Below are 24684 nucleotides of genomic sequence, written 5' to 3' on the forward strand. Positions count from 1 at the left end.
GCAGGCTATCGATAACTCCTCGTTTAATCATCGCTAAGGAATACTGAATGGATGCGCTGCTGATTCTGGGTGGCTTGCTGCTGATCCTCGCCGGGCTGGTCTGGCTGGTGATGCGCGCCTTTGCTACCGGCCTGCTGTGGGGCTGGGCCAGTTTCCTGCCGCCGTTTACCTTGCTGTATGTGTTGCGCCACTGGCGTTCGGCGCGGCCGGCCGTGATGTTGTCCGGCTTGGGGATTATTCCGTTGGTGGTGGGCCTCACCTTGCTGGCCAACCACGATGCGCAGCGTTTGGAAGCTATTCTCAGCCTCAAGTGGCTCAAGCCCGAAGTACAGGCACCGGCCGAGCTGGCCATTGATCTGCGCGGTCAGTTGAATGGCCGGCCATTCGCGCCGCAGCAAGCCGAACTACTCGATGGCGTGCTGAGTTTACGTGAGGGCCAAGATTTCTTCGCCCAAAGTGAGTTGGTGATTCGCCTGCCGAAAGTCGGCAAAGGCCCGGTGCGGTTCGATGTGTTGCCGGCCGATGAAGGCATATTGCCGGAAGTGGAAATCAGCTGGTTATTGCCGGAGCAGGAGTTGCCCGAAGCGCGGCGCTTGAGCCGTGGCTACACCCTGCATCTGGATTTGCACCCGCTGGCGCCGAACAAGCTAGCCGGTGAGTTCCATCTGGTGCTGCCGCCGCAATTCAAGACCACCCTAAGCGGCAAGCTTGAGCTGTTTCGCAACGGCCTGCGTTATCAGGGCGATACAGTGGATCGTCAGTTCGACTCGGTCGATACCGTCAGTCATGTGATTCAGGACTATTTAGAGCGCCGCTTTGCCACTCGCCGGGTTGAGTTGCAGCCCATCGGCAACCTGAGCTTCCCCCTGCAGAGCATTGATCTGAACGTCCAGGCGCGAATCAATGGTGAATTGCAGCAGTTGCCGATCCTGCTGCAAAAACAGGATAAGCGTGGCTGGCAGGTCGCGGCCGATAGTTTTCCGCCATTGCCTAGCGCAGTTGCGCCGCCGGTTGCAGAGGCCAAAGCGGCTGCAGTGGCTGCGGTTGTTCCGGAGCGGGTCAGCCGACCTCTGGATCGGCGCGTGCGCTTCAGTCTCGACGGCTTGCTGCGCAGCCCCAACCGCTATCAGAACCTCAGCATGCGCGCGACCACCGAGCGTGGTAACACTGCCGAAGGACGTTTCCATGGCATCGATCAGGGCGGGCGGATCATCCTGCGCCAGCGTATGAGCGGGCAGGGCGAAGTGAGTTACAGCCTGCTGCCGGAAGAGATTACCCGTATTGAGTTGCTTGAGCCCTGAGGCAAGCTGCAGCCAAACACTTGAAATCCCACAACATGCCCCCACATTTATTACATCCGCCGCACTGCGGCTTCGTCTTCAGTTCTTAGTCAACCATGTGGAGTTAGATACCATGAGTGTGGAAACTCAAAAAGAAACCCTGGGCTTCCAGACCGAGGTGAAGCAGCTGCTTCACCTGATGATCCATTCGCTGTATTCGAACAAGGAAATCTTCCTTCGCGAACTGATTTCCAACGCATCGGATGCCACCGACAAGCTACGTTTCGAAGCGCTGGCCAAGCCGGAACTGCTCGAAGGCGGCGCCGAGCTGAAAATCCGCGTCAGCTTCGACAAAGATGCCAAGACCGTCACCCTCGAAGACAACGGCATCGGCATGAGCCGTGAAGAGGCGATCACTCACCTGGGCACCATCGCCAAATCAGGCACCGCTGACTTTATGCAGCACCTGACCGGCGACCAGAAGAAGGACTCGCACCTGATCGGCCAGTTCGGTGTGGGCTTCTACTCGGCCTTTATCGTCGCCGACAAGGTTGATGTGTTCAGCCGCCGTGCCGGTAGCCCGGCCAGCGAAGGCGTGCACTGGTCGAGCAAGGGTGAGGGCGAGTTTGAAGTTGCCACCGTTGAGAAGCCTGAGCGCGGCACCCGCATCGTGCTGCACCTGAAAGCAGCCGAAGACGAGTTCGCCGATGGCTGGCGTCTGCGCAATATCATCAAGAAATACTCCGACCATATCGCGCTGCCTATCGAACTGCCGAAAGAGCAAGCCGCCGCAGAAGGTGAAGACGCACCGGCGTTGGAGTGGGAAACCGTCAACCGCGCCAGCGCCCTGTGGACCCGTCCGCGTACCGAGATCAAGGACGAGGAATACCAGGAGTTCTACAAGCACATCGGTCACGATTTCGAGAACCCGCTGAGCTGGAGCCACAACAAGGTCGAAGGCAAGCTGGAATACACCTCGCTGCTCTACACCCCAGCCCGCGCGCCGTTCGATCTGTATCAGCGTGAAGCACCGCGTGGACTGAAGCTCTACGTGCAGCGCGTATTCGTCATGGATCAGGCCGAGTCCTTCCTGCCGCTGTACCTGCGCTTTATCAAGGGCGTGGTCGACTCCAACGACCTGTCGCTGAACGTTTCCCGCGAGATCCTGCAGAAAGACCCGATCATCGATTCGATGAAGTCGGCGCTGACCAAGCGTGTGCTGGATATGCTGGAAAAACTGGCGAAGAACGAACCCGAGCAATACAAGAGCTTCTGGAAGAACTTCGGCCAGGTGCTCAAGGAAGGCCCGGCGGAAGACTTCGCCAACAAGGAGAAGATCGCTGGCCTGCTGCGTTTTGCTTCCACCCGCAGCGAAGATGGCGAGCAAAGCGTTGGCCTGGGCGAGTACATCGCGCGTATGGCCGAAGGCCAGGACAAGGTCTACTACCTTACCGGCGAATCCTACGCCCAGGTGAAGAACAGCCCGCACCTGGAAGTATTCCGCAAGAAAGGCATCGAAGTGTTGCTGCTCACCGACCGTATCGATGAGTGGCTGATGAGCTACCTGACCGAGTTCGACGGCAAGCAGTTTGTCGACGTGGCCCGTGGCGATCTGGACCTGGGCAAGCTGGATTCGGAAGAAGACAAGAAGGCCCAGGAAGAAGTTGCCAAGGCCAAAGAAGGTCTGGTCGAGCGCCTGAAAACCGCACTCGGTGAGCAGGTTGCCGAGGTGCGCGTATCCCATCGCCTGACCGACTCGCCGGCCATCCTGGCCATTGGTGAGCAGGACCTGGGCTTACAGATGCGTCAGATCCTCGAAGCCAGCGGGCAGAAGGTGCCGGACTCCAAGCCGATCTTCGAATTCAACCCCAGCCACCCGCTGATCGAGAAGCTCGATGGTGAGGCCGATGAAGACCGCTTTGCCGACCTCAGCCATATCCTCTTCGACCAGGCTGCCTTGGCCGCAGGCGACAACTTGAAGGACCCGGCCGCTTATGTGCAGCGCTTGAACAAGCTGCTGGTCGAGCTGTCTGCCTGACACCTGCCGTAAACAATTAAGCCCGCGCATGCGGGCTTTTTTCTTGGTGCGCAGCGCGCAGGTGGTGCTGGATGTCAGCAAGCTGAGAGCGGTTGGTTTTTGCTTCGGCGGCGCAGCAGTGCATTCCTTTACCCGCCCAGTGGCCAATGTGCCGGGGCGCAGCGCGTAACATCCGGTGTTGGCTGCGCGTGCATTCAAGGTTATGGATGATCTGTTTGACGAGACGTTTGCCGCACCCTGAAACGGTTCAGCGTGGCAGCTCAATCCGTTCGGTCTCACCTGGCACTGTTGGCCAGTCCAGCGCGGCCCAGCGTTGGCGGGCTTGATCAATTAGGGCCTGGTCGCTGGCGACGAAATTCCAGTTGATCCGCCGTGGGCCGATGGGAGCGCCACCAATCAGCACCAGGTCGCTCTCACTGCAGGCGCTGAGGGTGTAGGTCTCGCCTTCGGGTAGCACCAGCATGCCACGCAGAGGCAGTTGCTGGTCGTCCAGTGTGGCCTCGCCGTCAATCAGATACAACGCGCGTTCGGCATGTTCGGCGGGTATCTGCACTGCGGTGCCAGCGGCCATCTTGATCTCGGCATAGACAGTTGGCGACAGCACCGGCACCGGTGATTGCAGGCAAAAGCCGGTGCCGGCAATCAGGCAGATGTCTACACCCATGCTGGTACTGCGCGGCAGGCTATCGGCGGGGTGATGGCTGTAGCTGGGCTCGCCTTGTTCATCGGCGGCAGGCATGGCCAGCCAGACCTGCAGGCCATGCATGTGCGAGCCGCTTTCCCACAAGTCCTGCGGTGTGCGCTCGACATGCGCCACGGCACGGCCTGCGGTCATCCAGCTGACTTCGCCGGGGCTGACCAGTTGATTCGAGCCCAGGCTGTCCCTGTGCTGCAGCTGGCCTTCGAATAGGTAGGTGAGGGTAGACAGGCCGATATGCGGGTGCTGATTGATGTTCATGCCGCTGCCGGCCGGGTAGGTGTTTTCCAGAATATGGTCGAAGAACACAAACGGCCCAACGCTGCGGCACTTGGCCGAGGGTAGGGGGCGCAGGATAGGTTGCCCGCCGAGGTTTTCTGGACGCGGCTGAATTAGCAGAAAGTCGTTCATCAGGCGCTCTGGCTCAGTTGGGTATTGACCTGAACGTCGCAGCTGGTCATCAGCTTGTGGATCGGGCATTTATCGGCGATGCGCAGCAGTTGCTGGCGTTGTGCGTCATCCAGTTCGCCGTTCAGGGTCAGCTCAACATCTAACCGGTAGATGCCCTGACGCTCCTGGCTGTCATCGCGGTTAAGCTTTACGTCGAGACCCTCCAGCGGTAAACCGCGTTGCTTGGCATACAGCGCCAGGGTCAGTGCCTTGCACGCGCCTAGCGCAGCATCAAACAGGTCATGGGGTTCAGGCGCTGAACCTTCGCCGCCCAGCTCCACAGAGACATCGCTGTGCAGGGTGTGCGGGCCGATACTGATGCGCTGCAGCAGGCCTTTTTCGTTGCTGATGCTGATCATTCAAACTCCTTGCGGATTCCACGCCATTCGGACACTCAGCCCACGCTGATCCGGACACCTGTTCCACGGTCATCCGGACAGGCAGTCGGAGCGCAGCGACGCAGGATATGCATTGTTAGTCTGAGGTGCCCGGCGTCGTCAATTTCTTCGCCCGCCTGCGCATCGACTCTCCCTTCAGGTTGATCCGGTAGGCGTTGTGCACCAGGCGGTCGAGGATGGCGTCGGCCAGGGTCGGATCGCCGATCAGTTCGTGCCAGTTGTCCACCGGCATCTGACTGGTCACGATGGTTGAGCGTTGGCCGTAGCGGTCGTCCAGCAGCTCCAGCATGTCGCGGCGCTGTTCGTTGGTGAACGGTGCCAGGCCCCAGTCATCGAGGATCAGCAGGTCGGTCTTGGCGTAGCTGCTCATCAGCTTGACGAAGCGGCCGTCGCCATGTGCCAGGCCCAGTTCTTCCAGCAGCCGCGGCAGGCGCAGATAGCGCACGCTGCAGCCGTCCCGGCAGGCCTGGTGGGCCAGGGCGCAGGCCAGCCAGGTTTTGCCGACGCCGGTGGGGCCGCCGATGATCAGGTTGAGGCCGTCGCGCAGCCACTGGCCGCTGCGCAGTTGCAGGATCAGCGCCTTGTCCAGCCCGCGCGGGGCGCGGTAGTCGATGTCTTCGAGGCAGGCGTTGTGCTTGAGCCGGGCCTGGCGTAGGCGGTTGCTCAGGCGCTTGTCGTCGCGCTCGGTCAGCTCGCGATCGACCAACAGGCCGAGGCGTTCTTCGAAGCTCAGGCTGTCGATGTCGGGTGTTTTCAGTTGCTCGGCGAGGGCTTTGAGCATGCCGTGCAGGCGCAGGGTTTGCAGCTTGTCCAGGGTCGGGTGAGGCAGCATGGTGGGATTCCTTTGTTCAGTGGTAGTAGCCGGGGCCGCGCAGGTTGGCGTGGTCGTCCGGTAGTAGGGGTAGGTTCTGTTGAGCCAGCGGCAGGTTTTCCAGGCCTTGGCGCAGAATCGATTCGAGGCTTTTGTAGCTACAGGCACCGAGGCTTAGGGCGCGCTGGCAGGCGGCTTCCAGCCGTTCTTCGCCGTGGTGCTTGCCCAGGCGCAGGATGCCCAGGCAAGCGCGGTAGCCATGCTGCGGATGCACGCGCCGTTCGAGGATGTGGCTGATTACGCCGGCGGTGTTCGGGCCGGTCTGCTCGGCCCAGCGGATCAGCCGTTGAGGCGTCCACTCGGCATGCTCGCGATGGCTCTTGGGCATGTGCTCGGTCTGCGTGCTGTGCCGGCCTTTGTGCAGGGAGCGTACGTGGCTGGCCACCCGCTGGTTGGCGTGGAAGCACTCCACGGTGCGGGCCGTCAGACGCACCTCCAGCTGCTTCTTCACCAACTGGTAGGGCACCGAGTAGTAATGCCCATCGACCTCGACGTGGTAGTCGATATGCACCCGCGCCTTCTTCCACTCGGCATAGACGTAGGGCTGCTCCGGCAACGGGCGCAGAGCCGGGCGATCCAGGCTGGCGAAAGCCGCCTGGCGGGAGCCCGGTAGCTTCTTGAACGGCCGTTGGTTGAGTCGCTCCAGCAGCACGGCGATGGCCCGGTTGAGTTCGTCCAGGGAGAAGAACTGGCGATGGCGCAAGGCGGCGAGGATCCAGCGCTCGACCACCTGCACGCCGACCTCGGCCTTGGCCTTGTCGCGCGGCTTACGGGCCCGCGCCGGCACCACCGCCACACCATAGTGCTCGGCCAGATCGCGGTAACTGGGGTTGATGTCCGGTTCGTAGCGATGGGCCTTGCTCACCGCACTGCGCAGGTTGTCCGGCACCACGATCTCCGGTACCCCGCCGAGGAAGGCGAAGCAGCGGGCATGGGAGCCCAGCCAGTCGGGCAACTGCTGCGACCAGGTGGCCTCGGCGAAGGTGTAGCTGGAGGCACCGAGCACCGCGACGAACACCTGCGCCTGACGGATCTCGCCGCTGTGCCGGTCGATCACCGGCACCGTCTGGCCGGCATAGTCGACGAACAGCTTCTCGCCGACGCGGTGCTCCTGGCGCATCACCACATCCAGTTTGCCCTGCCAGGCCCGGTAGTGGTCGCAGAACCAGCTGTACTGGAAGCCCTGTGGCTGGCCCAGCCGATACTCCTGCCAGAGCAGCGCCAGGGTCACGCCTGGTCGGCGCAGCTCGGCATGCACCCAGGCCCAGTCGGGAGTTGGTCGTTGCTCAGAGGGGATCTCCGGCGGTGGCGGGAACAGGCGCCGCTCCAGCTCGGCGTCGGACAACTCAGTAGGGAGCGGCCAGGAGAGGCCGCAGGCCGTGAATCGGCAAAGGTAATCACCGGCACTGCTGTGACCTATGCCCAGACTGCGGGAGATCTTACGGACAGACAGCCCGCAATCGAACTTGAGGCGCAACACTTCACGGATTTTACGCATGGATAAACGCTCCACGACGACCTCTCTGCTTCGAAAAAGAGGCCAATGGTAGTGAATAAATCCTGCGTAGCTGCCTGCCAGAAAGTGTCCGGATGGCTGTGGAATCAGTGTCCGGATGCTCGTGGAATGGGTGTCCGGATCAGCGTGGAATCACTGTCCGGATGTGCGTGGAATGGGTGTCCGAGTCAGCGCGGAATCCGCACTCCTTGGGCTGAAACCATAATGCCTTGCGGGCAAATGGTGTTGCAGGGGGTAAGTCGGGGTTGTGCAATTCGATGATGCGCCGCTTATGCAGCTTGGCCTGGCGCAGCGTATCGCCGTGGTACTGCTCGAACAGGCGCTTAAAACTGCCATCGGCAATCATCGCTTCCAGGCCGCGTTCGATGTCGGCGGCCAGATCCGGACGGTTGCGTGAGGTGAAGAAATAGAACGCGGTTGGGTAATGCAGCAGCAGTTGCTCGTCGATGCTCAGCTTAAGCCCGTTTTCTGCCGCACGCGCCTGCTCCTGCCAGGCCACCACGACCTCACGGGGAAATAAGTCGAAACGCCCGGCGGCAAGCATCTGGAACAGTCCCTGGTAGTGCTGGCTGGTGACCACGTTCAGACCGTTGGCGCGCAAGATCGCGGTGTCTGGCCAGTCGTGGCGTTGGCCGAAGCTGAAGCGTTTGAGCTCATCGAGATTCTGTATCGCGGCCAGTTGCTCGGCGGCTAAGCTGCGTTGCAGCAACACGCGCCAGCCGATCAGGCCACGGTAGATCGGGATACGGATCGGCAGCAAACGTGCTTCACGCTCGCGTGTGGTCATGGTCCACATCACCTGCACGCTTTTACTGTCGTGCTCGATAGCCAGCAGTGCGCGGCTTTGTGCCATGGGTACTGGGGTTGGCTGCAGTTGGTAGCGCCCCGGTGTGCGTTCCAGCGCCGCAGTCAGCAGCGCCAGGGCATAGGCTTCGGGGTCGACGCCATCGGAGTGCAGTGGGTAGTTCAAACGCTCTGTGGCAAAGGCCGTTGGCAGGCTCAGCAGCATGGCAATCAACAGCGCGCGAACGTGGTTGGGCCAGTTAGGTTGCCGGTGTGGCGGGGTTGAAGGCATTGCAGCAATCCGGGTTTCTGAACTAGATCTCAGTGTAGTGAGTCAATTGCGCTCACGTCTTTATGAGGTTTGGGGTTTGAAGCGATTTGCATTGAGTCTTGCTGTTTGGGTCACTGTTTGCAGCCCGCTGGCGCTGGCCCGCGATTACCGCTTTAGCGATGCTCATCTGCACTATGTGGATTTCTTTCAGGAAAGCGCGGGCATGACCGAATTGTTCGAGCAGATGGCTGCCGGCAATATCGAGCATGTGATGCTCTCGGGTATTCCGGTGGCGAAGAAGTGGCATGAGGACGAACCTAAACGGCCGCGCTATTACGCCGGTGACGATGCCAGTGCCTACTGGTACAGCGCCACCGATGTACTGGTGGCGCATGCCTACAAACAGGTGCCCGCCGAGCAGCGCAAACGCTTGCACCCGTTTCTTTCCGGCTTTAATCCGAATGATAAGAACGCCGATGCACATATCCGCCGTATGCTCGAACTCGACCCTGGGCTGTGGCAGGGCATCGGCGAGATTTTTACGCGTCACGACGACCTCACCGCGCTGATCCATGGCGATGCGCCACGGGCTAATAACGAGGCCTTGGCACGGGTCTTTCACCTGGCCGCTGAGTACGACCTGCCGGTGATGCTGCATTCCAATATCACCTCCAAACGCGAGCGCAATCCGCTGTATCTGCAGGAAATAGAGGACCCGCTGCGTAACCATCCGCATGTGCGGTTTATCTGGGCGCATGCCGGCACCAGCATGGAAATCCATCGGCATCAGGAAAAGCTGGATTTCCTCCTGCCCACGCTTGAGCGAATGCTTAAACAGTACCCTAATCTGTATATCGATCTGTCCTGGACCATGCGCCAACCGTATTTGCTGGATGCCGAAGGCAAGCCAGATCCGGCCTGGGTAAAGTTGGTCAGCAGCTATCCGGCGCGCTTTATGCTCGGCTCCGATGTGGTCGGGCGGTTTAATGGTTTGGCTGAAGCCATGAGCGGTTTTAAGGCATTCCTCGATGCCTTGCCGGAGAAGGTCGCTCATCAGGTGGCGCGCGATAACTTCCTCGCGGTATTGCCGCGCAAGGTGCAGGCTGATTTGACTGAGTAGGGCTGTCATTGCCCTGTCATACGGGTGTCATAGGCTCGCGCCATCTAAACAAGGAGCGCGACATGCAATACACCCGTTTTAGTGCCCTGGCCGCACTTGTATTGGCCAGCAGCCTGACACAGGCCGAAGTGCGTGTTGAAGGCCCGGTCGAATACGGCGTTTTCGCCAGCGATTATCAGGACTTCCAGGAAGGCGAGCGGGTGTTGACCCGCAGCAATCAGCGGATCGAGCAGGGTGAGGTGATTCCCGCCAAGCTCGGCACCAAGTTCGGCCTGCGCTACAGTCTTGCCGGCAAGGTGGCCGATGATTCGCCGCTGACCCTGCTCTACCTCACCCCTGGGGTGGTCACCCCGCAAGGCACGCGCCACGACAAATTCGTCGTGACGCAAAAGCTGGTCCCCGGCGCGCCGCAGGATGTGATGGCTTTTGAGTTCAGCGAAGCACATGAAGTGGTGCCAGGTGAGTGGCACTTTATGCTGTTCCAGGATGATCGCAAGTTGTTGGAGCAGCGGTTTATCGTGCGCTGAAGTTAGCTGAGGTCGTAACTGGAAACCCGAGCCAGAGCCTGGCTCGGGTTTTTTATGATCGAAGGGTCAAGAGGACAAGGCGCGAGTCGATAGCTATACCTGTAGGTGCTGGCCAGTACCGTGGGTAAGTAAATACCAGATGGCCATGTGCATGGATATAAGGCTTGAGACCACAAAGGATTGCCCTGATGACCCTAAGAAACCTCAATATTGCACCCAGAGCATCGCTGGGCTTCGGCCTGGTGGCGCTGCTGGTGTTGATACTCGGCGGCTTTTCGCTGCTGCAGATGGCCGAAATGAACAAACAGTCGGAGCAGGTAAACCAAAACTGGTTGCCCAGCATCCTCAGTCTGGGTGAGATGAACCAGGATGCGCTGCGGCTGCGGGCGCTGACCCTGCGTTTGATGCTCAATACCGATGAGGCCATGACTCAACAGAATCTAGCCCGCGTCGAAGAACTCAGGGAGGGGCTTGGCAAGGCCCTAGAGGCTTATGAAAAGCTGATCGTCAGCGCAGAAGAGCAGGGGCTTTACGATCGTTTTAAACAAGCGGAAAGCGGTTACCTGCAAGAGCAGAGCAAGATCGTTGAAGCGGTTCGCCAGAGGGATTTGGATGCAGCAATCGCGGTTGCTAACGGGCCGCTTAATGATCATGCCGACAGCATGGCCAAGGCACTGGTCGCGCTTTCTGAAATGAACCGGGTGGGTGCCACTGCTGCGGCCGAAAGTGCCGAGGCTGTATTTCTCAGCTCGCGTGTGTGGGTCATTACGATGATTGCGCTGGCGCTGGGCCTGACCGTGATTCTGGCACTGCTGCTGACCCGTAGCATCGTCACGCCGCTTACCGAAGCGGTTCGGGTGGCCGAAGTGGTGGCGAGCGGCAACCTGACCCAGTCAATCGAGGTGCAGGGTAGCGATGAGCCGGCGCGTTTGTTGGGTGCCTTGAAAAGCATGCAACAGAGCCTGCGTAGCACCATCCAGAATATTTCCGATTCTTCCACGCAGCTGGCTTCTGCGTCGGAGGAACTCAGTGCAGTGACCGAGGATTCCACTCGCGGCTTGCACCAGCAGAACAATGAAATTGAGCAGGCGGCTACGGCGGTCAACGAAATGACCAGCGCCGTGGAAGAGGTTGCGCGTAACGCCGTCAGTACCTCTGAGGCTTCCAGCGAGTCCAATCGTACGGCGCAGCATGGCCGCGAGCAGGTACGTCAAACCGTGGAATCGATCAGCCACCTGGCTGACGACGTGACCAATACCGCCAGCGAGGTCGAGCAACTGGCGGGCCAGGTGCGCGACATCAGCAAGGTGCTGGACGTGATCCGCTCGATTGCCGAACAGACCAACCTGCTGGCGCTTAACGCTGCAATCGAGGCGGCGCGGGCCGGTGAAGCCGGGCGCGGTTTTGCCGTGGTGGCCGATGAAGTACGTGCCCTGGCGCACCGTACTCAGCAGTCGACCCGTGAAATCGAGCAGATGGTCAGCGGCATTCAGCAGGGCACTGACAAAGCGGTCAACGCCATGCAGAACAGCAACACCCGCGCACGCTCAACGCTGGATGTGGCCAAGGCGGCTGGGTTAGCACTGGATGAGATTGCTGACGCCATTTCGCAAATCAACGAACGTAACCTGGTGATCGCCAGCGCTTCGGAAGAACAGGCCCAGGTGGCCCGCGAAGTCGACCGTAACCTGGTGAATATCCGTGATCTGTCGATGCAGTCCTCGGCTGGAGCTAACCAGACCAGTGCGGCTAGCCAGGAACTGTCACGCCTGGCGGTGGACTTGAATGCGCTGGTGGCGCGCTTCTCGGTCTAATTAAGGCCACGGCAGCCACAATAAAAAGGCCACCCCGAGGGGTGGCCTTTTTATGCTGCAAACAAATGGCTTGAGCTTACTTGCCAGCCCAGCGTTTGAGTACCAGGGTGGCGTTGGTGCCGCCGAAGCCGAAGCTGTTGCTCATCACGGTATCGAGCTTGGCGTTCTCGACAGTGCTGCGCTGGATCGGCAGGTCGGCGATTTCTGGGTCGACTTCGTCGATGTTGACCGAGCCAGCGATAAAGTTGCCTTCCATCATCAGCATGCAGTAGATCGCTTCCTGTACGCCAGCGGCGCCCAAGGAGTGACCTGACAGGCTCTTGGTCGAGCTGATGGCAGGTGCCTTGGCACCGAACACTTCGCGCACTGCGCGGCTTTCTGCGACGTCGCCGACTGGAGTCGAGGTGCCGTGGGTGTTTAGGTAGTCGATTGGCGTATCAACGGTGGCCAGGGCCTGCTGCATGCAGCGCACTGCGCCTTCACCGCTCGGCGCAACCATATCGTAACCGTCGGAGGTGGCGCCGTAGCCGACGATTTCCGCGTAGATCTTCGCATCGCGCGCAAGGGCATGCTCCAGCTCTTCGACCACCACCATGCCGCCACCGCCGGCGATGACAAAACCGTCACGCTTGGCGTCGTAGGCACGCGAGGCTTTCTCTGGGGTGTCGTTGTACTGGGTGGAGAGGGCACCCATGGCGTCGAACAGGAAGCTCTGGCTCCAATGTTCTTCTTCGCCGCCGCCGGCGAACACTACATCCTGCTTGCCCAGCTGGATCTGCTCCATGGCGCTACCGATGCAATGGGCGCTGGTGGCGCATGCCGAGGAGATCGAGTAGTTGATACCCTTGATCTTGAACGGCGTAGCCAAGCAGGCGGAAACGGTGCTGCCCATAGTGCGTGGTACGCGGTACGGGCCAACGCGCTTGACGCCTTTCTCGCGCAGGATGTCCATGGCTTCCATCTGGTTGAAGGTCGACGCGCCGCCGGAGCCTGCAATCAAACCCACGCGTGGGTTGGAGATTTCTTCCGCGCTGAGGCCCGAATCCTTGATCGCTTGCTCCATCGAGAGGTAAGCGAAGGCTGCGGCATCACCCATAAAGCGATAGACCTTGCGGTCAATCAGCTCTTCCAGGTTCAGGTCAACCGAGCCGGATACATGACTGCGCAAACCCATTTCGGCATAGGCAGGGTTGAAGCGGATGCCTGACTTGCCAGCCCGCAGGTTGGCAGAGACGGTGGCTTTGTCATTGCCCAGGCAGGAAACGATGCCCAGGCCGGTAATCACGACGCGACGCATGCGATGAGTCCTTTAGAAATTGTCGGTAGAGGTGAACAGGCCAACCCGCAGGCCCTCGGCGCTGTAGATTTCGCGGCCATCAACGCTAACGGTGCCATCGGCAATAGCCAGGACCAGGGAGCGTGCGATGGTGCGTTTGATATGAATGTTGTACGTGACTTTCTTGGCGGTCGGCAGCACCTGGCCAAAGAACTTCACTTCGCCCGAACCAAGGGCGCGGCCGCGGCCGGGGTTGCCCTGCCAGCCAAGGTGGAAACCTACCAGCTGCCACATGGCATCCAGGCCCAGGCAGCCTGGCATCACCGGGTCGCCTTCGAAATGGCAGGCGAAGAACCACAGATCAGGAGTGATATCGAGCTCAGCGACTATTTCGCCCTTGCCGTACTTGCCGCCGGTATCGCTGATGTGGGTGATGCGATCGATCATCAGCATGTTCGGCGCGGGCAGTTGCGCATTACCTGGGCCGAATAGTTCGCCGCGACCACAAGCGAGCAGTTCTTCCCGGGTGAAGGCGTTTTGTTTGGTCATGCGAGCTCCTTAAAATGTCCCATGCGATGTCCCATGCGCCAAGGCTGGGCGAATCGTCCTGGCTGGCGGCGCAGTCTGCTGCGCCTGCCAGCAGCCTAGTCGTAGACTGTTGCGTTGTAGTGAAAGTCACAGCCCTGTGAGTACAGTTGTACTCCGCTCTTGTTGGCCTGTCATAGACCTATGGCCCTAGCCTGCAGCAGTTGAGCCTTCTTGACTACCCGTCGAAGGTCGAGGGGCCAGCCAGCGCTGCAGTATTCGCTGTAAATCTGCTCGTTTGAAGGGTTTTGCCAAGTAGTCATTCATGCCCGATTGCAGGCAGGCTTCGCGGTCGCCCTGCAGGGCATTGGCGGTTAGGGCAATAATCGGTAGCTCGGCGCAGCCCGGCAGGCGGCGGATCTGCCGCGTGGCCTCGTAGCCATCCATGATCGGTAAGCGGCAGTCCATCAACACGGCGGCGTAACGCTGCTGGCTGACCTGGTGCACCGCCTGGGCGCCATCCCCGACCAGACTGACCTGATAGCCCAGGCTGCGCAGCATGGCTTCGATAACAGTCTGGTTGACCGGGTTGTCTTCGACCAGCAGCACGGGTTGGCCGTTACCCTGCTCAGCAGGCAGCAGGGTGTCGCTGACAGTTGGTGCTGTCTGCTGGGAAAACGGCAAGGGCACTTCCAGGGTAAACACTGAGCCCTGGCCCTCCTGGCTGACTGCGCGCAGGGTGCCGCCCATGCGTTCGGCAAGGGTGCGAGCGATGGGCAATCCCAGCCCGGTGCCGCCGTAACGTCTTGAAATAGAAGTGTCGGCCTGCTGGAAGGCATCGAACATATGTTCCAGCCGCTCGGGCGAAATACCGATACCGCTGTCATGTACCGCGCAGCTGAACCACAGCACCTGGTTGTCCAGCGCTTGCCAGGTGCTGTGCACGCGGATGCTGCCGGTTTCGGTGAACTTCAGGGCATTGCCGATCAGGTTGACCAGGATCTGCCGGATACGCGTCGGGTCGCCCTGTACTTGCAGCTGTTCCAGGCCGCTCTGGGTGTCGAGTTGCAGCTTCAGGCCGCGCTGTTGGGCGCTGTGCTGGAACACCTGAATCGAGCTTTGCAGCAGATCGAGCAGGCTGAAGGGGATGCGTTCGAGTTCCAGCGCGCCGCGTTCGATGCGCGAGAAGTCGAGAATATCGTTGATGACTTTTAATAGGTGCTCGGTGGATTCGGTGGCCAGCGCCGCGTATTCCGCCTGCTCCTGAGTCATTTCCGTGGTTTCCAGCAATTGCAGCATGCCCAGCACGCCATTCATTGGGGTGCGCAGCTCGTGGCTCATCATCGCCAGGAAATCGGATTTGGCGCGGTTGGCCAGCTCCGATTGCTCGCGGGCTTGAATCAGCAGGGTCATGGCCCGCTGCTGTTCTTCACTGGCGCTGGCCAGACCGTGGGCGAGGTTGTTGATATGCCGCGCCAGCGCCTGCAATTCACCTTCACCGACTTCGGGCAGGGTGGTCTGGTAGTTGCCGGCCTGAATCGCGCTGACGGCTTCGCCCATGGCGCTTAGCGGCTGAGAAAGATGACGGGCCAGGCGGCGGGCGAGAATAAAGGTCAGGGCCAGGGCAAACAGGGCGAGCAGGGTGGCCTTGAAGAGGATTTCCTGCTGGCGGGTGTTGAAGGCATCGTTGGACATGCCGACAACGACATAACCCAGGTAGTCATCGGTAAGCGTCTGCTGGGTGGGGTTGTTCAGTGCCGCGCGTTGCAAATGGATCGGCGCCTGGAACACTTCGACTTGGCTGCTTGCGTGGCCGCTGCCGGGCGTCTGCTCGACGTAGACGAGAATCTTGCCGCTGTGGTCGCGCACTTCCAGAAAGCGCACATGTGGGGTCTTCAGCGTGGCTTGCAGCAGGGCGTCGAGCACATCGAGGTTGCCGGAGATCACCCCGTATGTGCTGGCTGGGGCCAATTGGCTGGCGATCAGCTGGCCGTAATGATTGAGTTCCTGGCGCAGGTCCTGCAAGCGGGCAAAGGTGAAGAAGCCGGTAAGCAGCAGGGTCAGCAGCAGGGCGGGGCCCACGCTGATCAGTTGGGTGCGGGTATGGATATTCCAGCCACGGCGCAGGATCATCGGGCCACTCCACTGCTGCGCAGAATGTGTGGGCGCTGGAGAACTGGCCGGTTTTTCGCGGTCTCAGAGTGAAGCCGGGCTTGGGTGCTATCGATCACGCCACAACCTTGTTTGCGTTTGAAAGACTGCATGTTAACTGAGCTGCCTGGCTTTGCCAGTGCTAGCCGCGCAGCTAAAGCTGGCTGCATACGGGCGTCACCGTATAATGCGAGCGATTCGCCACTTTCAATGGTTTACCACGGATGCGTTATGACTGATCAGCACCCCATCGCAGTGCTTGGCGGCGGTAGCTTCGGCACTGCGGTTGCAAATTTGTTGGCCGAGAATGGCCAGCATGTCCTGCACTGGATGCGCGACCCACAGCAGGCTCAGGCGATTCGGCTGACCCGTGAAAACCCGCGTTACCTCAAAGGCATCAAAATTCATCCAGGCGTGTACCCGGTAACAGACTTAGCCGCGACCTTGAATGCCTGCCAACTTGTTTTCGTGGCATTGCCCTCCAGTGCGCTGCGCCAGGCGTTGCAACCGGTGGCTGAGCTACTCAGTGGCAAGTTGCTGGTGAGCACCACCAAGGGCATCGAGGCGCAGAGCTTTCTGTTGATGAGCCAGATTCTCGAAGATATCGCCCCACAGGCGCGCATTGGCGTGCTCTCCGGGCCGAACCTGGCGCGTGAAGTGGCTGAGCATGCGCTGACTGCTTCGGTCGTCGCCAGCGAGGATGAAGACCTTTGCCAGCAGGTGCAGGCTGCACTGCACGGGCGTACCTTTCGCGTCTACGCCAGTGGCGACCGTTTTGGCGTCGAGCTGGGCGGGGCGCTGAAGAACGTCTACGCGATCATCGCTGGCATGGCGGCGGCCATGGACATGGGCGAAAACACCAAGAGCATGCTGATTACCCGCGCCCTGGCGGAAATGACCCGGTTTGCGGTCAAACTGGGCGCCAACCCCATGACCTTTCTCGGCCTGGCCGGGGTGGGCGATCTGATCGTCACCTGCTCATCGGCGAAAAGCCGCAATTACCGGGTCGGTTTCGCCCTCGGCGAGGGCCTGAGTCTGGAGGATGCGGTTGAGCGTTTGGGCGAAGTGGCAGAAGGGGTAAACACCATTAAAGTGTTAAAAGCCAAAGCCGAGGAGCTGCAGGTCTATATGCCGTTGGTGACTGGCTTGCATGCGATTGTGTTTGAAGGGCGTACGCTGGATCAGGTGATCGGTGCACTAATGAATGCAGAACCGAAGACCGACGTCGACTTTATCCCCACCACTGGTTTCTGAGTTTTACCTTTCTAGACCCTATAAGGAGATGAGCATGAGTGATGACAATCAGGAGCTGCAGCGCGAATCGATTTTGCTGCGCATCCTCTGGATGGTGATTTTCACCATCGTCTGGCAACTGGCGGAAATCCTTCTGGGCGCCGTAGTGTTGCTGCAGCTGGGTTACCGTCTGTTCTACGGTGCACCGAATGCCGGCCTGCTGGGCTTTGGTGACAGCCTGAGCCAGTACCTGGCGCAGATCGGCCGCTTTGGCACCTTCAATACTGATGAAAAGCCCTGGCCATTTGCCGACTGGCCAACTCCGCAAGCGCCACAAGGTGAAACGCCGCACAGCATTCCGCCGGCTGCCCATCCTGTGCGTGACGAAGAGCCCAAGCTTTGAAAGGGCAGGCTTTGAGTCGTCGGTTTATCGGAGTAAACCTGTGAAGCTGTGGTTACTGCGCCACGGCGAGGCCGAACCGACTGCACGTACTGATGCCGAGCGCAACCTGACGGCCTATGGCCGGCAGCAGGTGCGCGAGGCGGCTGCGCACTTGCAGGGCCGGCCGTTGCGCGCTGTGTTGGTCAGCCCCTATGTACGGGCTCAGCAGACGGCAGATCTGGTCTGCGAGGCGCTGGCATTTGCCGGTGTCCGCCAGACCGTGCCCTGGCTGACGCCGGAAAGTGACTTGCGCCAGACGCTGCGGGAATTGGACGGCTATGCCTTCGACGAGCTGTTGCTGGTCACCCATCAGCCGCTGGTCGGTGCCTTGGCGGGGATGTTGATTCATGGCCACCGTCAGCAGCCGCTGCCGATGAATACCGCCAGCCTGGCGTTACTGGAAGGCGATGAGTTGGCCGCCGGGTTGCTGGAACTGTCCGCTCATATGCACCCAGCGCGCGCTTAAAGCGCCACTACACACCGAAACATTTCTCCTCTTGCGGCTCGCCTTTGTGCGTGGAATAGTCAAACCAAGCAATTGCTTGGTTGGCTCCACAAAAACAACAAAGGAGGAAGCCCTGTGGCTGATGCAATCCGTTTGCCGCTTGAGGTGTTTTATGAGCGCGAGGCTCGGCACCCGAATAAACGCTACATGGTGCAGCCGCTGCCGGGCGGTCAGCTGCAGGAACTGAGCTGGGCCGACGTCGGCGAGCAGGCGCGTTGTGCGGCCAACTGGCTGCGTAGCCGCGAACTGCCGCAGGGCAGCCGCATTGCGATCATTTCCAAGAACTGCGCGCACTGGATCGTCACCGATCTGGCGATTTGGATGGCCGGGCACGTCTCTGTGCCGCTCTATCCCAACCTCACGGCCGAGTCGGTCGGCCAGGTGCTGGCTCACTCCGAGGCGGCACTGGTGTTCGTCGGCAAGCTGGATGATTGGCCGGCCATGGCCTCCGGTGTGCCGCAGGATGTGCCGACCATCGGCTTGCCGCTGCGTCCCCAGGGCGAGTTCAGTTTTACCTGGGATGAGCTGCAGGCCTGCACCCCGATTCAGGACAACCCCAAGGCGGCCGCCGATCAGCTCGCCACCATCATCTACACCTCAGGCACCACCGGTACGCCGAAAGGCGTGATGCATCACTTCAGCAACTTCGGCTTTGCCGCCAGCCACGCCACTGAGTTGTTCGGCGTGGGTGAAAATGATCGGGTGTTGTCCTATCTGCCTCTGTGCCACGTGGCCGAACGCATGTTTGTCGAGCTGGCGTCGATCTACGCTGGGCAAACGATTTTCTTTGCCGAAAGCCTGGAGACCTTCCTCGAAGATCTCAAGCGCGCACGGCCAACCGTGATCTTCGGTGTGCCGCGTATCTGGACCAAGTTCCAAATGGGCGTCTACAGCAAGATGCCGGCCGAGAAGCTGGATTTTCTGCTCAAGCTGCCAATCATCGGCCGCATCGTTGGCAAAAAAGTGCTGGTTGGCCTGGGCCTGGATGCCGTGCGTTATGCACTGTCTGGCGCCGCTCCGGTGCCCGAAGCGCTGCTCAACTGGTACAAGCGTCTGGGTCTGGATGTGCTTGAGGTGTACGGCATGACCGAGAACTGCGGTTACTCCCATGTGTGCCGGCCGGGCAAGTTTAAGCAGGGCTGGATCGGCCAGAACAGCCCGGGCGTCGAAGTGCGGATTGCCGAAGACGGCGAAGTGCAGGTGCGTAGCGGCGCGACCATGCAGGGTTACTACAAGGACCCGGAGAAAACCGCAGAAACCATCACCACCGATGGCTTCTTGCGCACTGGTGATAAGGGTGAACAGGACGGCGAGGGCAACCTGCGCCTGACCGGGCGGATCAAGGAAATCTTCAAGACCAGCAAAGGCAAATACGTCGCCCCGGCACCGATTGAAAACCGCCTGGGCGAGCACGCGCGCATTGAGCAGGTGTGCGTGGTCGGCGACGGCATGGCCCAGCCCATGGCGCTGTGTGTGCTGTCTGATGTAGGCCGCAGCGAAGCGCTCAATGGCGCGCGGGGCGAGCTGGAAAGCAGCCTGAAAAAGCTGCTGGAGGAGGTCAATCAGCGCCTCGATAAACACGAGCGGCTGCAGCGCCTGGTGCTGGTAAAAGAGGTCTGGGCGGTGGATAACGGCTTTCTCACGCCGACCCTGAAGATCAAGCGCGCGGTGGTTGAAGGCACCTATGGCGAGCGCTTCAACGAGTGGACCGCTCGCAGCGAAGCCGTACTCTGGCACGAGTGATCAGGCGTGTGGTCGGCATACATATGTGCCGGCCACGTTCTGGCGGAATCGACCTTAAAGGAATGATCTATGGCCCTCTGGCAGCAAACCCCGAATCTCGAACAGCTCAATGCGATTCTGAAAAATACCATCGGCGAGCAACTGGATATCCGCTTCGAGTCGTTCGATGACGAGTCGATTACCGCCAGCATGGTGGTCGATGCACGCACGCATCAGCCCTACGGCCTGCTGCATGGCGGCGCGTCGGTGGTGCTGGCGGAAACCCTCGGCTCCACCGCCAGCCACCTGTGCATCGACAGCAGCAAGTTCTACTGCGTCGGCCTGGAAGTAAACGCCAACCACCTGCGCGGTTTGCGCAGCGGCCGGGTAACGGCAGTCGCGCGCGCCGTGCATCTGGGGCGTACCACCCACGTCTGGGATATCCGCTTGAGTGGCGAGGATGGCAAGGCCAGCTGTATTTCCCGGCTGACCATGGCCATTGTGCCGCTAGGTGAAAACGGCCCGGCACAACGTTGAAGACCAGCCCGCCGCTAATCGCTGGCGGGCTTCCCATGCGTTTTGGCCATGGTGCCGTCATTCACTGGCCGTTTTGTCATTGCCGCATCGGCAGGGCTGCCGGACAATCATTTGCAACTTCCCTGATAAGCCCGCCGCCATGACCCAGTCTGTGTTCTTCGCCCATGCCAACGGCTTTCCCTCGGCCACTTACGGCAAGCTGTTTGCCGCGCTGGCGCCTGACTACGCAGTGCAGCATCTGGAGCAGCATGGTCATGACCCGCGATTTCCAGTGAACGACAACTGGAGCAACCTGGTCGATGAACTGATCCATCATCTCGAAGCCAGCCCGCAGCCGGTCTGGGGCGTCGGTCATTCGCTCGGCGGCGTGCTGCATTATCACGCTGCCTTGCTGCGCCCCGAGCTGTACCTGGGTGTGGTGATGCTCGATTCGCCGGTGCTGACCCTGGCCGACAAGATGGTGATTCGCGCGGCCAAGCGCTTCGGCTTTATCGACCGCATCACTCCGGCTGGGCGCACCCTGGGCCGGCGTGAGGAGTTTGTCGACCTGGCCGAGGCGCGCGGTTATTTCGCCGGTAAGGGCCTGTTCCGCCGCTTCGATCCCGAATGCCTGGACGCCTATGTGCAGCACGGCCTGCAAGCCTCGGGCAATAACCTGCGCCTGCGCTTTGATCCGGCTACGGAAATCAGCATCTACCGCAGCGTGCCGCATACAAGTACGGGGCGTCCGCAGCAGCTGAAGGTGCCGCTAGCGATGATCCGTGGCCGGCATAGCCGGGTGGTTCTGCCGCATCACGCCCATCTGGTGCGGCGCGTGCCGAAAGGCGAATACCTGACGCTGCCTGGCGGCCATATGTTCCCCCTCGAACGCCCGCAGGACACTGCAGAGCTGTTGAAAACCCTGTTTCAGCGCTGGTCCGGCCAGCCCACAAGCGAGCAAAGTGCATGAGCCTGGAATTCGAAGAAGTCCGTCTGCGCCTGCCGCATATTGAGTTGGCCGCTCACCTGTATGGCCCCGAAGACGGTGTGCCGGTAATTGCCCTGCATGGCTGGTTGGACAATGCCGCAAGCTTTGCCCGCCTGGCGCCGCTGCTGCCGGGGCTGCGCATTGTGGCCCTGGATTTTGCCGGCCATGGCCATTCTGATCACCGCCCGCCAGGCGGCAGTTACGCCATCTGGGACTATGCCCATGATGTGCTGCAGGTTGCCGAGCAGTTCGGCTGGCAGCGTTTTTCCCTGCTCGGGCATTCCATGGGCGCGATTGTTTCAGTGCTGCTGGCGGCGGCGCTGCCGGAGCGGATCGAGCGACTGGCGCTGATTGATGGGCTGACTCCCTATACCGGTGAGCCGGATACCGCGCCGCAGAAACTCGGCGAAGCGCTCAAGGCGCAGTTGGCCCTGGCCGGCAAGAGCAAGCCGGTGTATGCGCAGTTTGACCGTGCGGTAGAGGCACGGATGCGCGGGGTAGGGGCGGTCAGCCGTGAGGCGGCAGAATTGCTCGCGCAACGTGGCCTGATGCCGGTTCCCGGTGGCTATACCTGGCGCACTGACAGCCGCCTGACCCTGCCGTCGCCACTGCGCCTGACCCATGCCCACGCCCTGGCGTTTGTGCGCAACCTGCAATGCCCGGCCAAACTGGTGATGGCGCAGCAGGGTATGTTGCTCGCGCAGCCGAGTATCACTCAGCTGGTCGAGGGCCTGGCCATCGATGTTGCGCAGTTGCCTGGCGGCCATCATCTGCACCTGGATGACGACGTGGGCGCGGGCTTGGTAGCAGACTGTTTCAAAGCTTTCCTGGGTGCGCCTTGACTTGGTAAAGGCAACTGGGGAAAGGTGTCGCCGATAGCCACGGAGATTCGCATGATCGACCTGTATACCGCCGCCACTCCCAACGGGCATAAAGCGTCCATCGCACTGGAAGAGTTGCAACTGCCGTACAGCGTGCAGGCTTTGAGTTTCGACAAGCAGGAGCAGAAGGCTGCAGCCTTCCTCACGATCAATCCCAATGGCCGCATTCCGGCGATTGTTGACCGCGCCAACGATGATTTCGCCGTGTTTGAGTCCGGTGCCATTCTGCTCTATCTCGCCGAGAAAACCGGCCAGCTGCTGCCGAGCGATGCCAAGGGCCGTTCGCGGGTGATCCAGTGGCTGATGTTCCAGATGGGTGGGGTCGGCCCGATGCAGGGCCAGGCCAATGTGTTTTTCCGCTATTTTCCGGAAAAACTGCAGGGCCCCATCGACCGTTATCAGCACGAAACCCGCCGTCTTTATGAAGTGCTCGACACGCGCCTGAGCGAGTCGCAGTACCTGGCCGATGACTACAGCATCGCCGATATCGCCACCTATCCCTGGGTGCGCGTCCATGACTGGGCGGGCGTTTCTGTTGACGGTCTTGAGCATCTGCAACGCTGGATGGCTGAGTTGGCTGCACGGCCTGCAGTGCAGCGCGGTTTACTGGTGCCACAGCGCGAAGAAGACGGCGAGAAAGTCGTCAAAGCCGCTCAAGGAATGTTGATCAAATGAGCCGCCTTAATCGTTACGGCCTCGGTCTGAGCCTGCTGCTGGCCAGCTCTGTTGTCTGGGCAGACGTGGCCGGCAGCCAGGATCTGGACGTGTTGCCGCGCTTTGCCGGGAGCAAGATTGTCAGCTTCAAGGATGTTGCCGAACAGGAGCGCATCTACCCGCAAGGAACCATTCGGCGCATCAGCGGTACCTTGCGTTACGAGCGCGAAGTGGCCGCCCAGGGCCGTTTCACCGCTGTGACTTATGAATTGCCGCGCACCCATACGGCCAATGAGGTGTTCGCCAAAGCTCGGGGCGATCTGCAAGCCGAGGATGCCGAATTGCTCTATTGGTGCGTTGGCCGCGAGTGCGGCTCAAGCAGCCTGTGGGCCAATGCGGTATTTAGCAATGCCACCCTGACCGGCTCGGATGACCAGCAGACTTACGCGCTGCTGCGCCTGGCCGAACCGCGCCAAGACAGCCTGCTGGCGCTGTACAGCATCACCCGTGGCAACAGGCGCGCCTACCTGCATGCCGAGTTGCTGACGGCCAATGCGCCACTAGGTGAGGTGTTGCCCACCCCAGCCACCCTGCAACGCCAACTGAAAAGCACCGGTGAACTGCGCCTGGCCAAGCAGGTCGAACCCAGCGCTGCCTGGGTCGAGCTGCTGGCGCGTAGCCTCAAGCTCGACAGCACCTTGCGTGTCACCATCAGCGGCGCACAAGCCCAGGCCTGGCGTGATGCGCTGGTTGAGCAACGGGTGCGCGCCAGCCGTCTGGAAATGGGTGAGGCGGATGTGAGCGGCGTACAACTCAACGTGCTGCGCTAAAACGCCACTGTCGTTACTCTGTCGTTGTTAATTGATCCGGCTCTGCCCCTTGTGGCAGAGCCTTTTTGCGTTGTGCAGGGAGCTGTTTGAATGGCCAATAACGATCGTTTGCTGGTGCAGATACTGCTACTGGTCTTGCTGGGCGCCAGCCTGTGGGTGTTGGCACCGTTCTGGTCGGCGCTGTTCTGGGCCGCAGTGCTGTCGTTTGCCAGCTGGCCGGTGATGCGCGTATTAACTCGTCTACTCGGCGGCCGTCAGGCCCTGGCAGCGGGGCTGTTGACCTTGGTCTGGACCGTGGTAGTGGCTGTGCCGTTGGTGATACTTGGCTTCAACCTGGCGGATCACATCAAGGACATCACCGCGCTGCTCAAGGATTTTCAAGTCGACGGGCTGCCGTCGCCTCCCACCTGGCTGGCCGGCGTACCGCTGGTTGGTGAGCGCCTGGTAGGTTTCTGGATGACCATTGACCAGCAGGGCGCGGCGTTTTTCGCCACCGTGCGGCCGTATTTGGGTCAGGTCGGCAACTGGTTGCTGGCGCGCAGTGCGCAGATCGGTGGCGGCATGCTGGAACTGGCCCTGAGCCTGATTCTGGTGTTCTTTTTCTACCGCGACGGGCCGCGCCTGGCGGCGTTTGCCGAAAGCCTGCTGCAGCGGTTGATCGGTGATCGCGCCGAGCATTATCTGGAGTTAGTTACCGGTACCGTGCAACGGGTGGTCAACGGTGTGATCGGTACAGCTGCAGCACAGGCGATCCTGGCCTGGATCGGTTTCACCATCGCCGGCGTACCCGGTGCGCTGGTACTGGGTATTCTCACGTTCGGCTTCAGTCTGATCATGGTTCCACCGCTGATCTGGGGTCCGGCCGTGGCCTGGCTGTTCTGGCAGGGCGAAGTAGGTATGGGCGTGTTCCTCTTGATTTGGGGCTTTTTGGTGATCAGCGGCGTCGACAACATCCTTAAACCCTACCTGATCAGCCGTGGCGGTAACCTGCCATTGATCGTGGTGTTGCTCGGGGTCTTCGGCGGCATCCTGGCGTTCGGCTTTATGGGCTTGTTCCTCGGCCCAACCCTGCTGGCTGTGGCGTACAGCCTGCTCAGTGACTGGGTTGGTAGCCCGGTTGTAAACACCGCTGCAAGCAGCACTGAGTCAGCTGAAAAGCCATTTAGTTGAGGTTGCGGTGTCAGCGCGCCGATGTT

General features: G+C 60.6%; 24 protein-coding genes. 16 read left to right on the top strand and 8 right to left on the bottom strand.

What is annotated here, in order from left to right:
- Positions 1 to 47 precede the first annotated feature (47 nt).
- The 3 genes from AC0T4W_RS08980 (at position 48) to AC0T4W_RS08990 (ending at position 3487) form a co-directional block, all read left to right on the top strand.
- A complete protein-coding gene (locus AC0T4W_RS08980) occupies positions 48 to 1301 on the top strand; it encodes an MFS transporter (RefSeq protein ID WP_476318656.1) in 1254 nt (417 codons plus the stop codon).
- A gap of 112 nt (positions 1302 to 1413) precedes the next feature.
- Complete coding sequence (gene htpG / locus AC0T4W_RS08985; protein ID WP_476318658.1) at positions 1414 to 3318, top strand: molecular chaperone HtpG; 1905 nt, start codon at positions 1414 to 1416, stop codon at positions 3316 to 3318.
- Positions 3319 to 3346: 28 nt separating this feature from the next.
- A complete protein-coding gene (locus AC0T4W_RS08990) occupies positions 3347 to 3487 on the top strand; it encodes a hypothetical protein (protein ID WP_476318660.1) in 141 nt (46 codons plus the stop codon).
- 78 nt (positions 3488 to 3565) lie between these two features.
- Here the strand turns inward: AC0T4W_RS08990 and AC0T4W_RS08995 are convergent, their stop codons facing one another.
- From AC0T4W_RS08995 to AC0T4W_RS09015, 5 genes are all read right to left on the bottom strand, one after another.
- The gene (locus tag AC0T4W_RS08995; RefSeq protein ID WP_476318661.1) at positions 3566 to 4426 is read right to left on the bottom strand and encodes a pirin family protein; all 861 of its coding nucleotides are present in this window, start codon (positions 4424 to 4426) and stop codon (positions 3566 to 3568) included.
- The gene (locus AC0T4W_RS09000) at positions 4426 to 4824 is read right to left on the bottom strand and encodes an OsmC family protein (RefSeq protein ID WP_476318663.1); all 399 of its coding nucleotides are present in this window, start codon (positions 4822 to 4824) and stop codon (positions 4426 to 4428) included. Before AC0T4W_RS09000 ends, AC0T4W_RS08995 begins: the two co-directional genes overlap by 1 nt.
- Positions 4825 to 4939: 115 nt before the next feature.
- Positions 4940 to 5695 carry an IS21-like element helper ATPase IstB gene (gene istB / locus AC0T4W_RS09005; RefSeq protein ID WP_476316371.1) on the bottom strand — a complete coding sequence of 252 codons (756 nt, stop codon included), beginning with the start codon at positions 5693 to 5695 and terminating at the stop codon, positions 4940 to 4942.
- A 16-nt stretch (positions 5696 to 5711) separates the two neighbouring features.
- Positions 5712 to 7232, bottom strand: coding sequence for an IS21 family transposase (istA, locus tag AC0T4W_RS09010; RefSeq protein ID WP_476317286.1), 1521 nt, complete (start codon positions 7230 to 7232; stop codon positions 5712 to 5714).
- A 139-nt stretch (positions 7233 to 7371) separates the two neighbouring features.
- Entirely contained in the window at positions 7372 to 8325 is a 954-nt protein-coding gene (locus tag AC0T4W_RS09015) for a substrate-binding periplasmic protein (RefSeq protein ID WP_476318665.1), read from the bottom strand.
- Between the two features lie 76 nt (positions 8326 to 8401).
- On the opposite strand from AC0T4W_RS09015, the gene AC0T4W_RS09020 reads away from it, so the two are divergent.
- The 3 genes from AC0T4W_RS09020 to AC0T4W_RS09030 all read left to right on the top strand — a co-directional run bounded on the left by AC0T4W_RS09020 (position 8402) and on the right by AC0T4W_RS09030 (position 11765).
- A complete protein-coding gene (locus AC0T4W_RS09020) occupies positions 8402 to 9424 on the top strand; it encodes an amidohydrolase family protein (RefSeq protein ID WP_476318667.1) in 1023 nt (340 codons plus the stop codon).
- A gap of 62 nt (positions 9425 to 9486) precedes the next feature.
- A complete protein-coding gene (locus AC0T4W_RS09025) occupies positions 9487 to 9951 on the top strand; it encodes a DUF3859 domain-containing protein (RefSeq protein ID WP_476318669.1) in 465 nt (154 codons plus the stop codon).
- A 188-nt stretch (positions 9952 to 10139) separates the two neighbouring features.
- Positions 10140 to 11765 (top strand): methyl-accepting chemotaxis protein, encoded by a 1626-nt coding sequence (locus AC0T4W_RS09030; protein ID WP_476318671.1) that lies wholly within the window; start codon positions 10140 to 10142, stop codon positions 11763 to 11765.
- Positions 11766 to 11841: 76 nt separating this feature from the next.
- On the opposite strand, the gene fabB is transcribed toward AC0T4W_RS09030, so the two are convergent.
- The 3 genes from fabB to AC0T4W_RS09045 all read right to left on the bottom strand — a co-directional run bounded on the left by fabB (position 11842) and on the right by AC0T4W_RS09045 (position 15699).
- On the bottom strand, positions 11842 to 13062 hold the full coding sequence (gene fabB, locus AC0T4W_RS09035) for a beta-ketoacyl-ACP synthase I (protein ID WP_476318673.1): 1221 nt from the start codon (positions 13060 to 13062) through the stop codon (positions 11842 to 11844).
- A 12-nt stretch (positions 13063 to 13074) separates the two neighbouring features.
- A complete protein-coding gene (fabA, locus tag AC0T4W_RS09040; protein WP_304867185.1) occupies positions 13075 to 13590 on the bottom strand; it encodes a 3-hydroxyacyl-[acyl-carrier-protein] dehydratase FabA in 516 nt (171 codons plus the stop codon).
- A gap of 186 nt (positions 13591 to 13776) precedes the next feature.
- A complete protein-coding gene (locus AC0T4W_RS09045) occupies positions 13777 to 15699 on the bottom strand; it encodes an ATP-binding protein (protein WP_476318676.1) in 1923 nt (640 codons plus the stop codon).
- Between the two features lie 249 nt (positions 15700 to 15948).
- On the opposite strand from AC0T4W_RS09045, the gene AC0T4W_RS09050 reads away from it, so the two are divergent.
- The 10 genes from AC0T4W_RS09050 (at position 15949) to AC0T4W_RS09095 (ending at position 24658) form a co-directional block, all read left to right on the top strand.
- Complete coding sequence (locus AC0T4W_RS09050) at positions 15949 to 16971, top strand: NAD(P)H-dependent glycerol-3-phosphate dehydrogenase (protein ID WP_476318678.1); 1023 nt, start codon at positions 15949 to 15951, stop codon at positions 16969 to 16971.
- A gap of 34 nt (positions 16972 to 17005) precedes the next feature.
- Positions 17006 to 17353 (top strand): DUF4389 domain-containing protein, encoded by a 348-nt coding sequence (locus AC0T4W_RS09055; protein ID WP_476318680.1) that lies wholly within the window; start codon positions 17006 to 17008, stop codon positions 17351 to 17353.
- 40 nt (positions 17354 to 17393) lie between these two features.
- On the top strand, positions 17394 to 17858 hold the full coding sequence (gene sixA / locus AC0T4W_RS09060; protein ID WP_476318682.1) for a phosphohistidine phosphatase SixA: 465 nt from the start codon (positions 17394 to 17396) through the stop codon (positions 17856 to 17858).
- 114 nt (positions 17859 to 17972) lie between these two features.
- Complete coding sequence (locus AC0T4W_RS09065) at positions 17973 to 19640, top strand: AMP-binding protein (protein WP_476318684.1); 1668 nt, start codon at positions 17973 to 17975, stop codon at positions 19638 to 19640.
- Positions 19641 to 19709: 69 nt separating this feature from the next.
- Entirely contained in the window at positions 19710 to 20156 is a 447-nt protein-coding gene (locus tag AC0T4W_RS09070) for a hotdog fold thioesterase (protein ID WP_476318686.1), read from the top strand.
- A 139-nt stretch (positions 20157 to 20295) separates the two neighbouring features.
- Positions 20296 to 21105, top strand: a complete 810-nt coding sequence (locus AC0T4W_RS09075) for an alpha/beta fold hydrolase (RefSeq protein WP_476318688.1) — start codon at positions 20296 to 20298, stop codon at positions 21103 to 21105.
- Positions 21102 to 21965: an alpha/beta fold hydrolase gene (locus tag AC0T4W_RS09080; RefSeq protein WP_476318690.1), complete on the top strand. Its 864-nt coding sequence runs from the start codon at positions 21102 to 21104 to the stop codon at positions 21963 to 21965. The genes AC0T4W_RS09075 and AC0T4W_RS09080 overlap by 4 nt, the downstream gene beginning before the upstream one ends.
- A 51-nt stretch (positions 21966 to 22016) precedes the next feature.
- Positions 22017 to 22679, top strand: coding sequence for a glutathione S-transferase family protein (locus AC0T4W_RS09085; protein WP_476318692.1), 663 nt, complete (start codon positions 22017 to 22019; stop codon positions 22677 to 22679).
- The gene (locus tag AC0T4W_RS09090) at positions 22676 to 23488 is read left to right on the top strand and encodes a DUF4892 domain-containing protein (RefSeq protein ID WP_476318694.1); all 813 of its coding nucleotides are present in this window, start codon (positions 22676 to 22678) and stop codon (positions 23486 to 23488) included. Before AC0T4W_RS09085 ends, AC0T4W_RS09090 begins: the two co-directional genes overlap by 4 nt.
- 90 nt (positions 23489 to 23578) lie before the next feature.
- A complete protein-coding gene (locus AC0T4W_RS09095) occupies positions 23579 to 24658 on the top strand; it encodes an AI-2E family transporter (RefSeq protein ID WP_476318696.1) in 1080 nt (359 codons plus the stop codon).
- Positions 24659 to 24684 lie beyond the last annotated feature (26 nt).

This window comes from Pseudomonas sp. C7.1, assembly GCF_056312395.1.

Coding starts and splice junctions, on each gene's coding strand:
- AC0T4W_RS08980 (WP_476318656.1), top strand. CDS start 48: ATGGATGCGCTGCTGATTCTGGGTGGCTTGCTGCTGATCCTCGCCGGG.
- htpG (WP_476318658.1), top strand. CDS start 1,414: ATGAGTGTGGAAACTCAAAAAGAAACCCTGGGCTTCCAGACCGAGGTG.
- AC0T4W_RS08990 (WP_476318660.1), top strand. CDS start 3,347: ATGCGGGCTTTTTTCTTGGTGCGCAGCGCGCAGGTGGTGCTGGATGTC.
- AC0T4W_RS08995 (WP_476318661.1), bottom strand. CDS start 4,426: ATGAACGACTTTCTGCTAATTCAGCCGCGTCCAGAAAACCTCGGCGGG.
- AC0T4W_RS09000 (WP_476318663.1), bottom strand. CDS start 4,824: ATGATCAGCATCAGCAACGAAAAAGGCCTGCTGCAGCGCATCAGTATC.
- istB (WP_476316371.1), bottom strand. CDS start 5,695: ATGCTGCCTCACCCGACCCTGGACAAGCTGCAAACCCTGCGCCTGCAC.
- istA (WP_476317286.1), bottom strand. CDS start 7,232: ATGCGTAAAATCCGTGAAGTGTTGCGCCTCAAGTTCGATTGCGGGCTG.
- AC0T4W_RS09015 (WP_476318665.1), bottom strand. CDS start 8,325: ATGCCTTCAACCCCGCCACACCGGCAACCTAACTGGCCCAACCACGTT.
- AC0T4W_RS09025 (WP_476318669.1), top strand. CDS start 9,487: ATGCAATACACCCGTTTTAGTGCCCTGGCCGCACTTGTATTGGCCAGC.
- AC0T4W_RS09030 (WP_476318671.1), top strand. CDS start 10,140: ATGACCCTAAGAAACCTCAATATTGCACCCAGAGCATCGCTGGGCTTC.
- fabB (WP_476318673.1), bottom strand. CDS start 13,062: ATGCGTCGCGTCGTGATTACCGGCCTGGGCATCGTTTCCTGCCTGGGC.
- fabA (WP_304867185.1), bottom strand. CDS start 13,590: ATGACCAAACAAAACGCCTTCACCCGGGAAGAACTGCTCGCTTGTGGT.
- AC0T4W_RS09045 (WP_476318676.1), bottom strand. CDS start 15,699: ATGATCCTGCGCCGTGGCTGGAATATCCATACCCGCACCCAACTGATC.
- AC0T4W_RS09050 (WP_476318678.1), top strand. CDS start 15,949: ATGACTGATCAGCACCCCATCGCAGTGCTTGGCGGCGGTAGCTTCGGC.
- AC0T4W_RS09055 (WP_476318680.1), top strand. CDS start 17,006: ATGAGTGATGACAATCAGGAGCTGCAGCGCGAATCGATTTTGCTGCGC.
- AC0T4W_RS09070 (WP_476318686.1), top strand. CDS start 19,710: ATGGCCCTCTGGCAGCAAACCCCGAATCTCGAACAGCTCAATGCGATT.
- AC0T4W_RS09075 (WP_476318688.1), top strand. CDS start 20,296: ATGACCCAGTCTGTGTTCTTCGCCCATGCCAACGGCTTTCCCTCGGCC.
- AC0T4W_RS09080 (WP_476318690.1), top strand. CDS start 21,102: ATGAGCCTGGAATTCGAAGAAGTCCGTCTGCGCCTGCCGCATATTGAG.
- AC0T4W_RS09085 (WP_476318692.1), top strand. CDS start 22,017: ATGATCGACCTGTATACCGCCGCCACTCCCAACGGGCATAAAGCGTCC.
- AC0T4W_RS09090 (WP_476318694.1), top strand. CDS start 22,676: ATGAGCCGCCTTAATCGTTACGGCCTCGGTCTGAGCCTGCTGCTGGCC.
- AC0T4W_RS09095 (WP_476318696.1), top strand. CDS start 23,579: ATGGCCAATAACGATCGTTTGCTGGTGCAGATACTGCTACTGGTCTTG.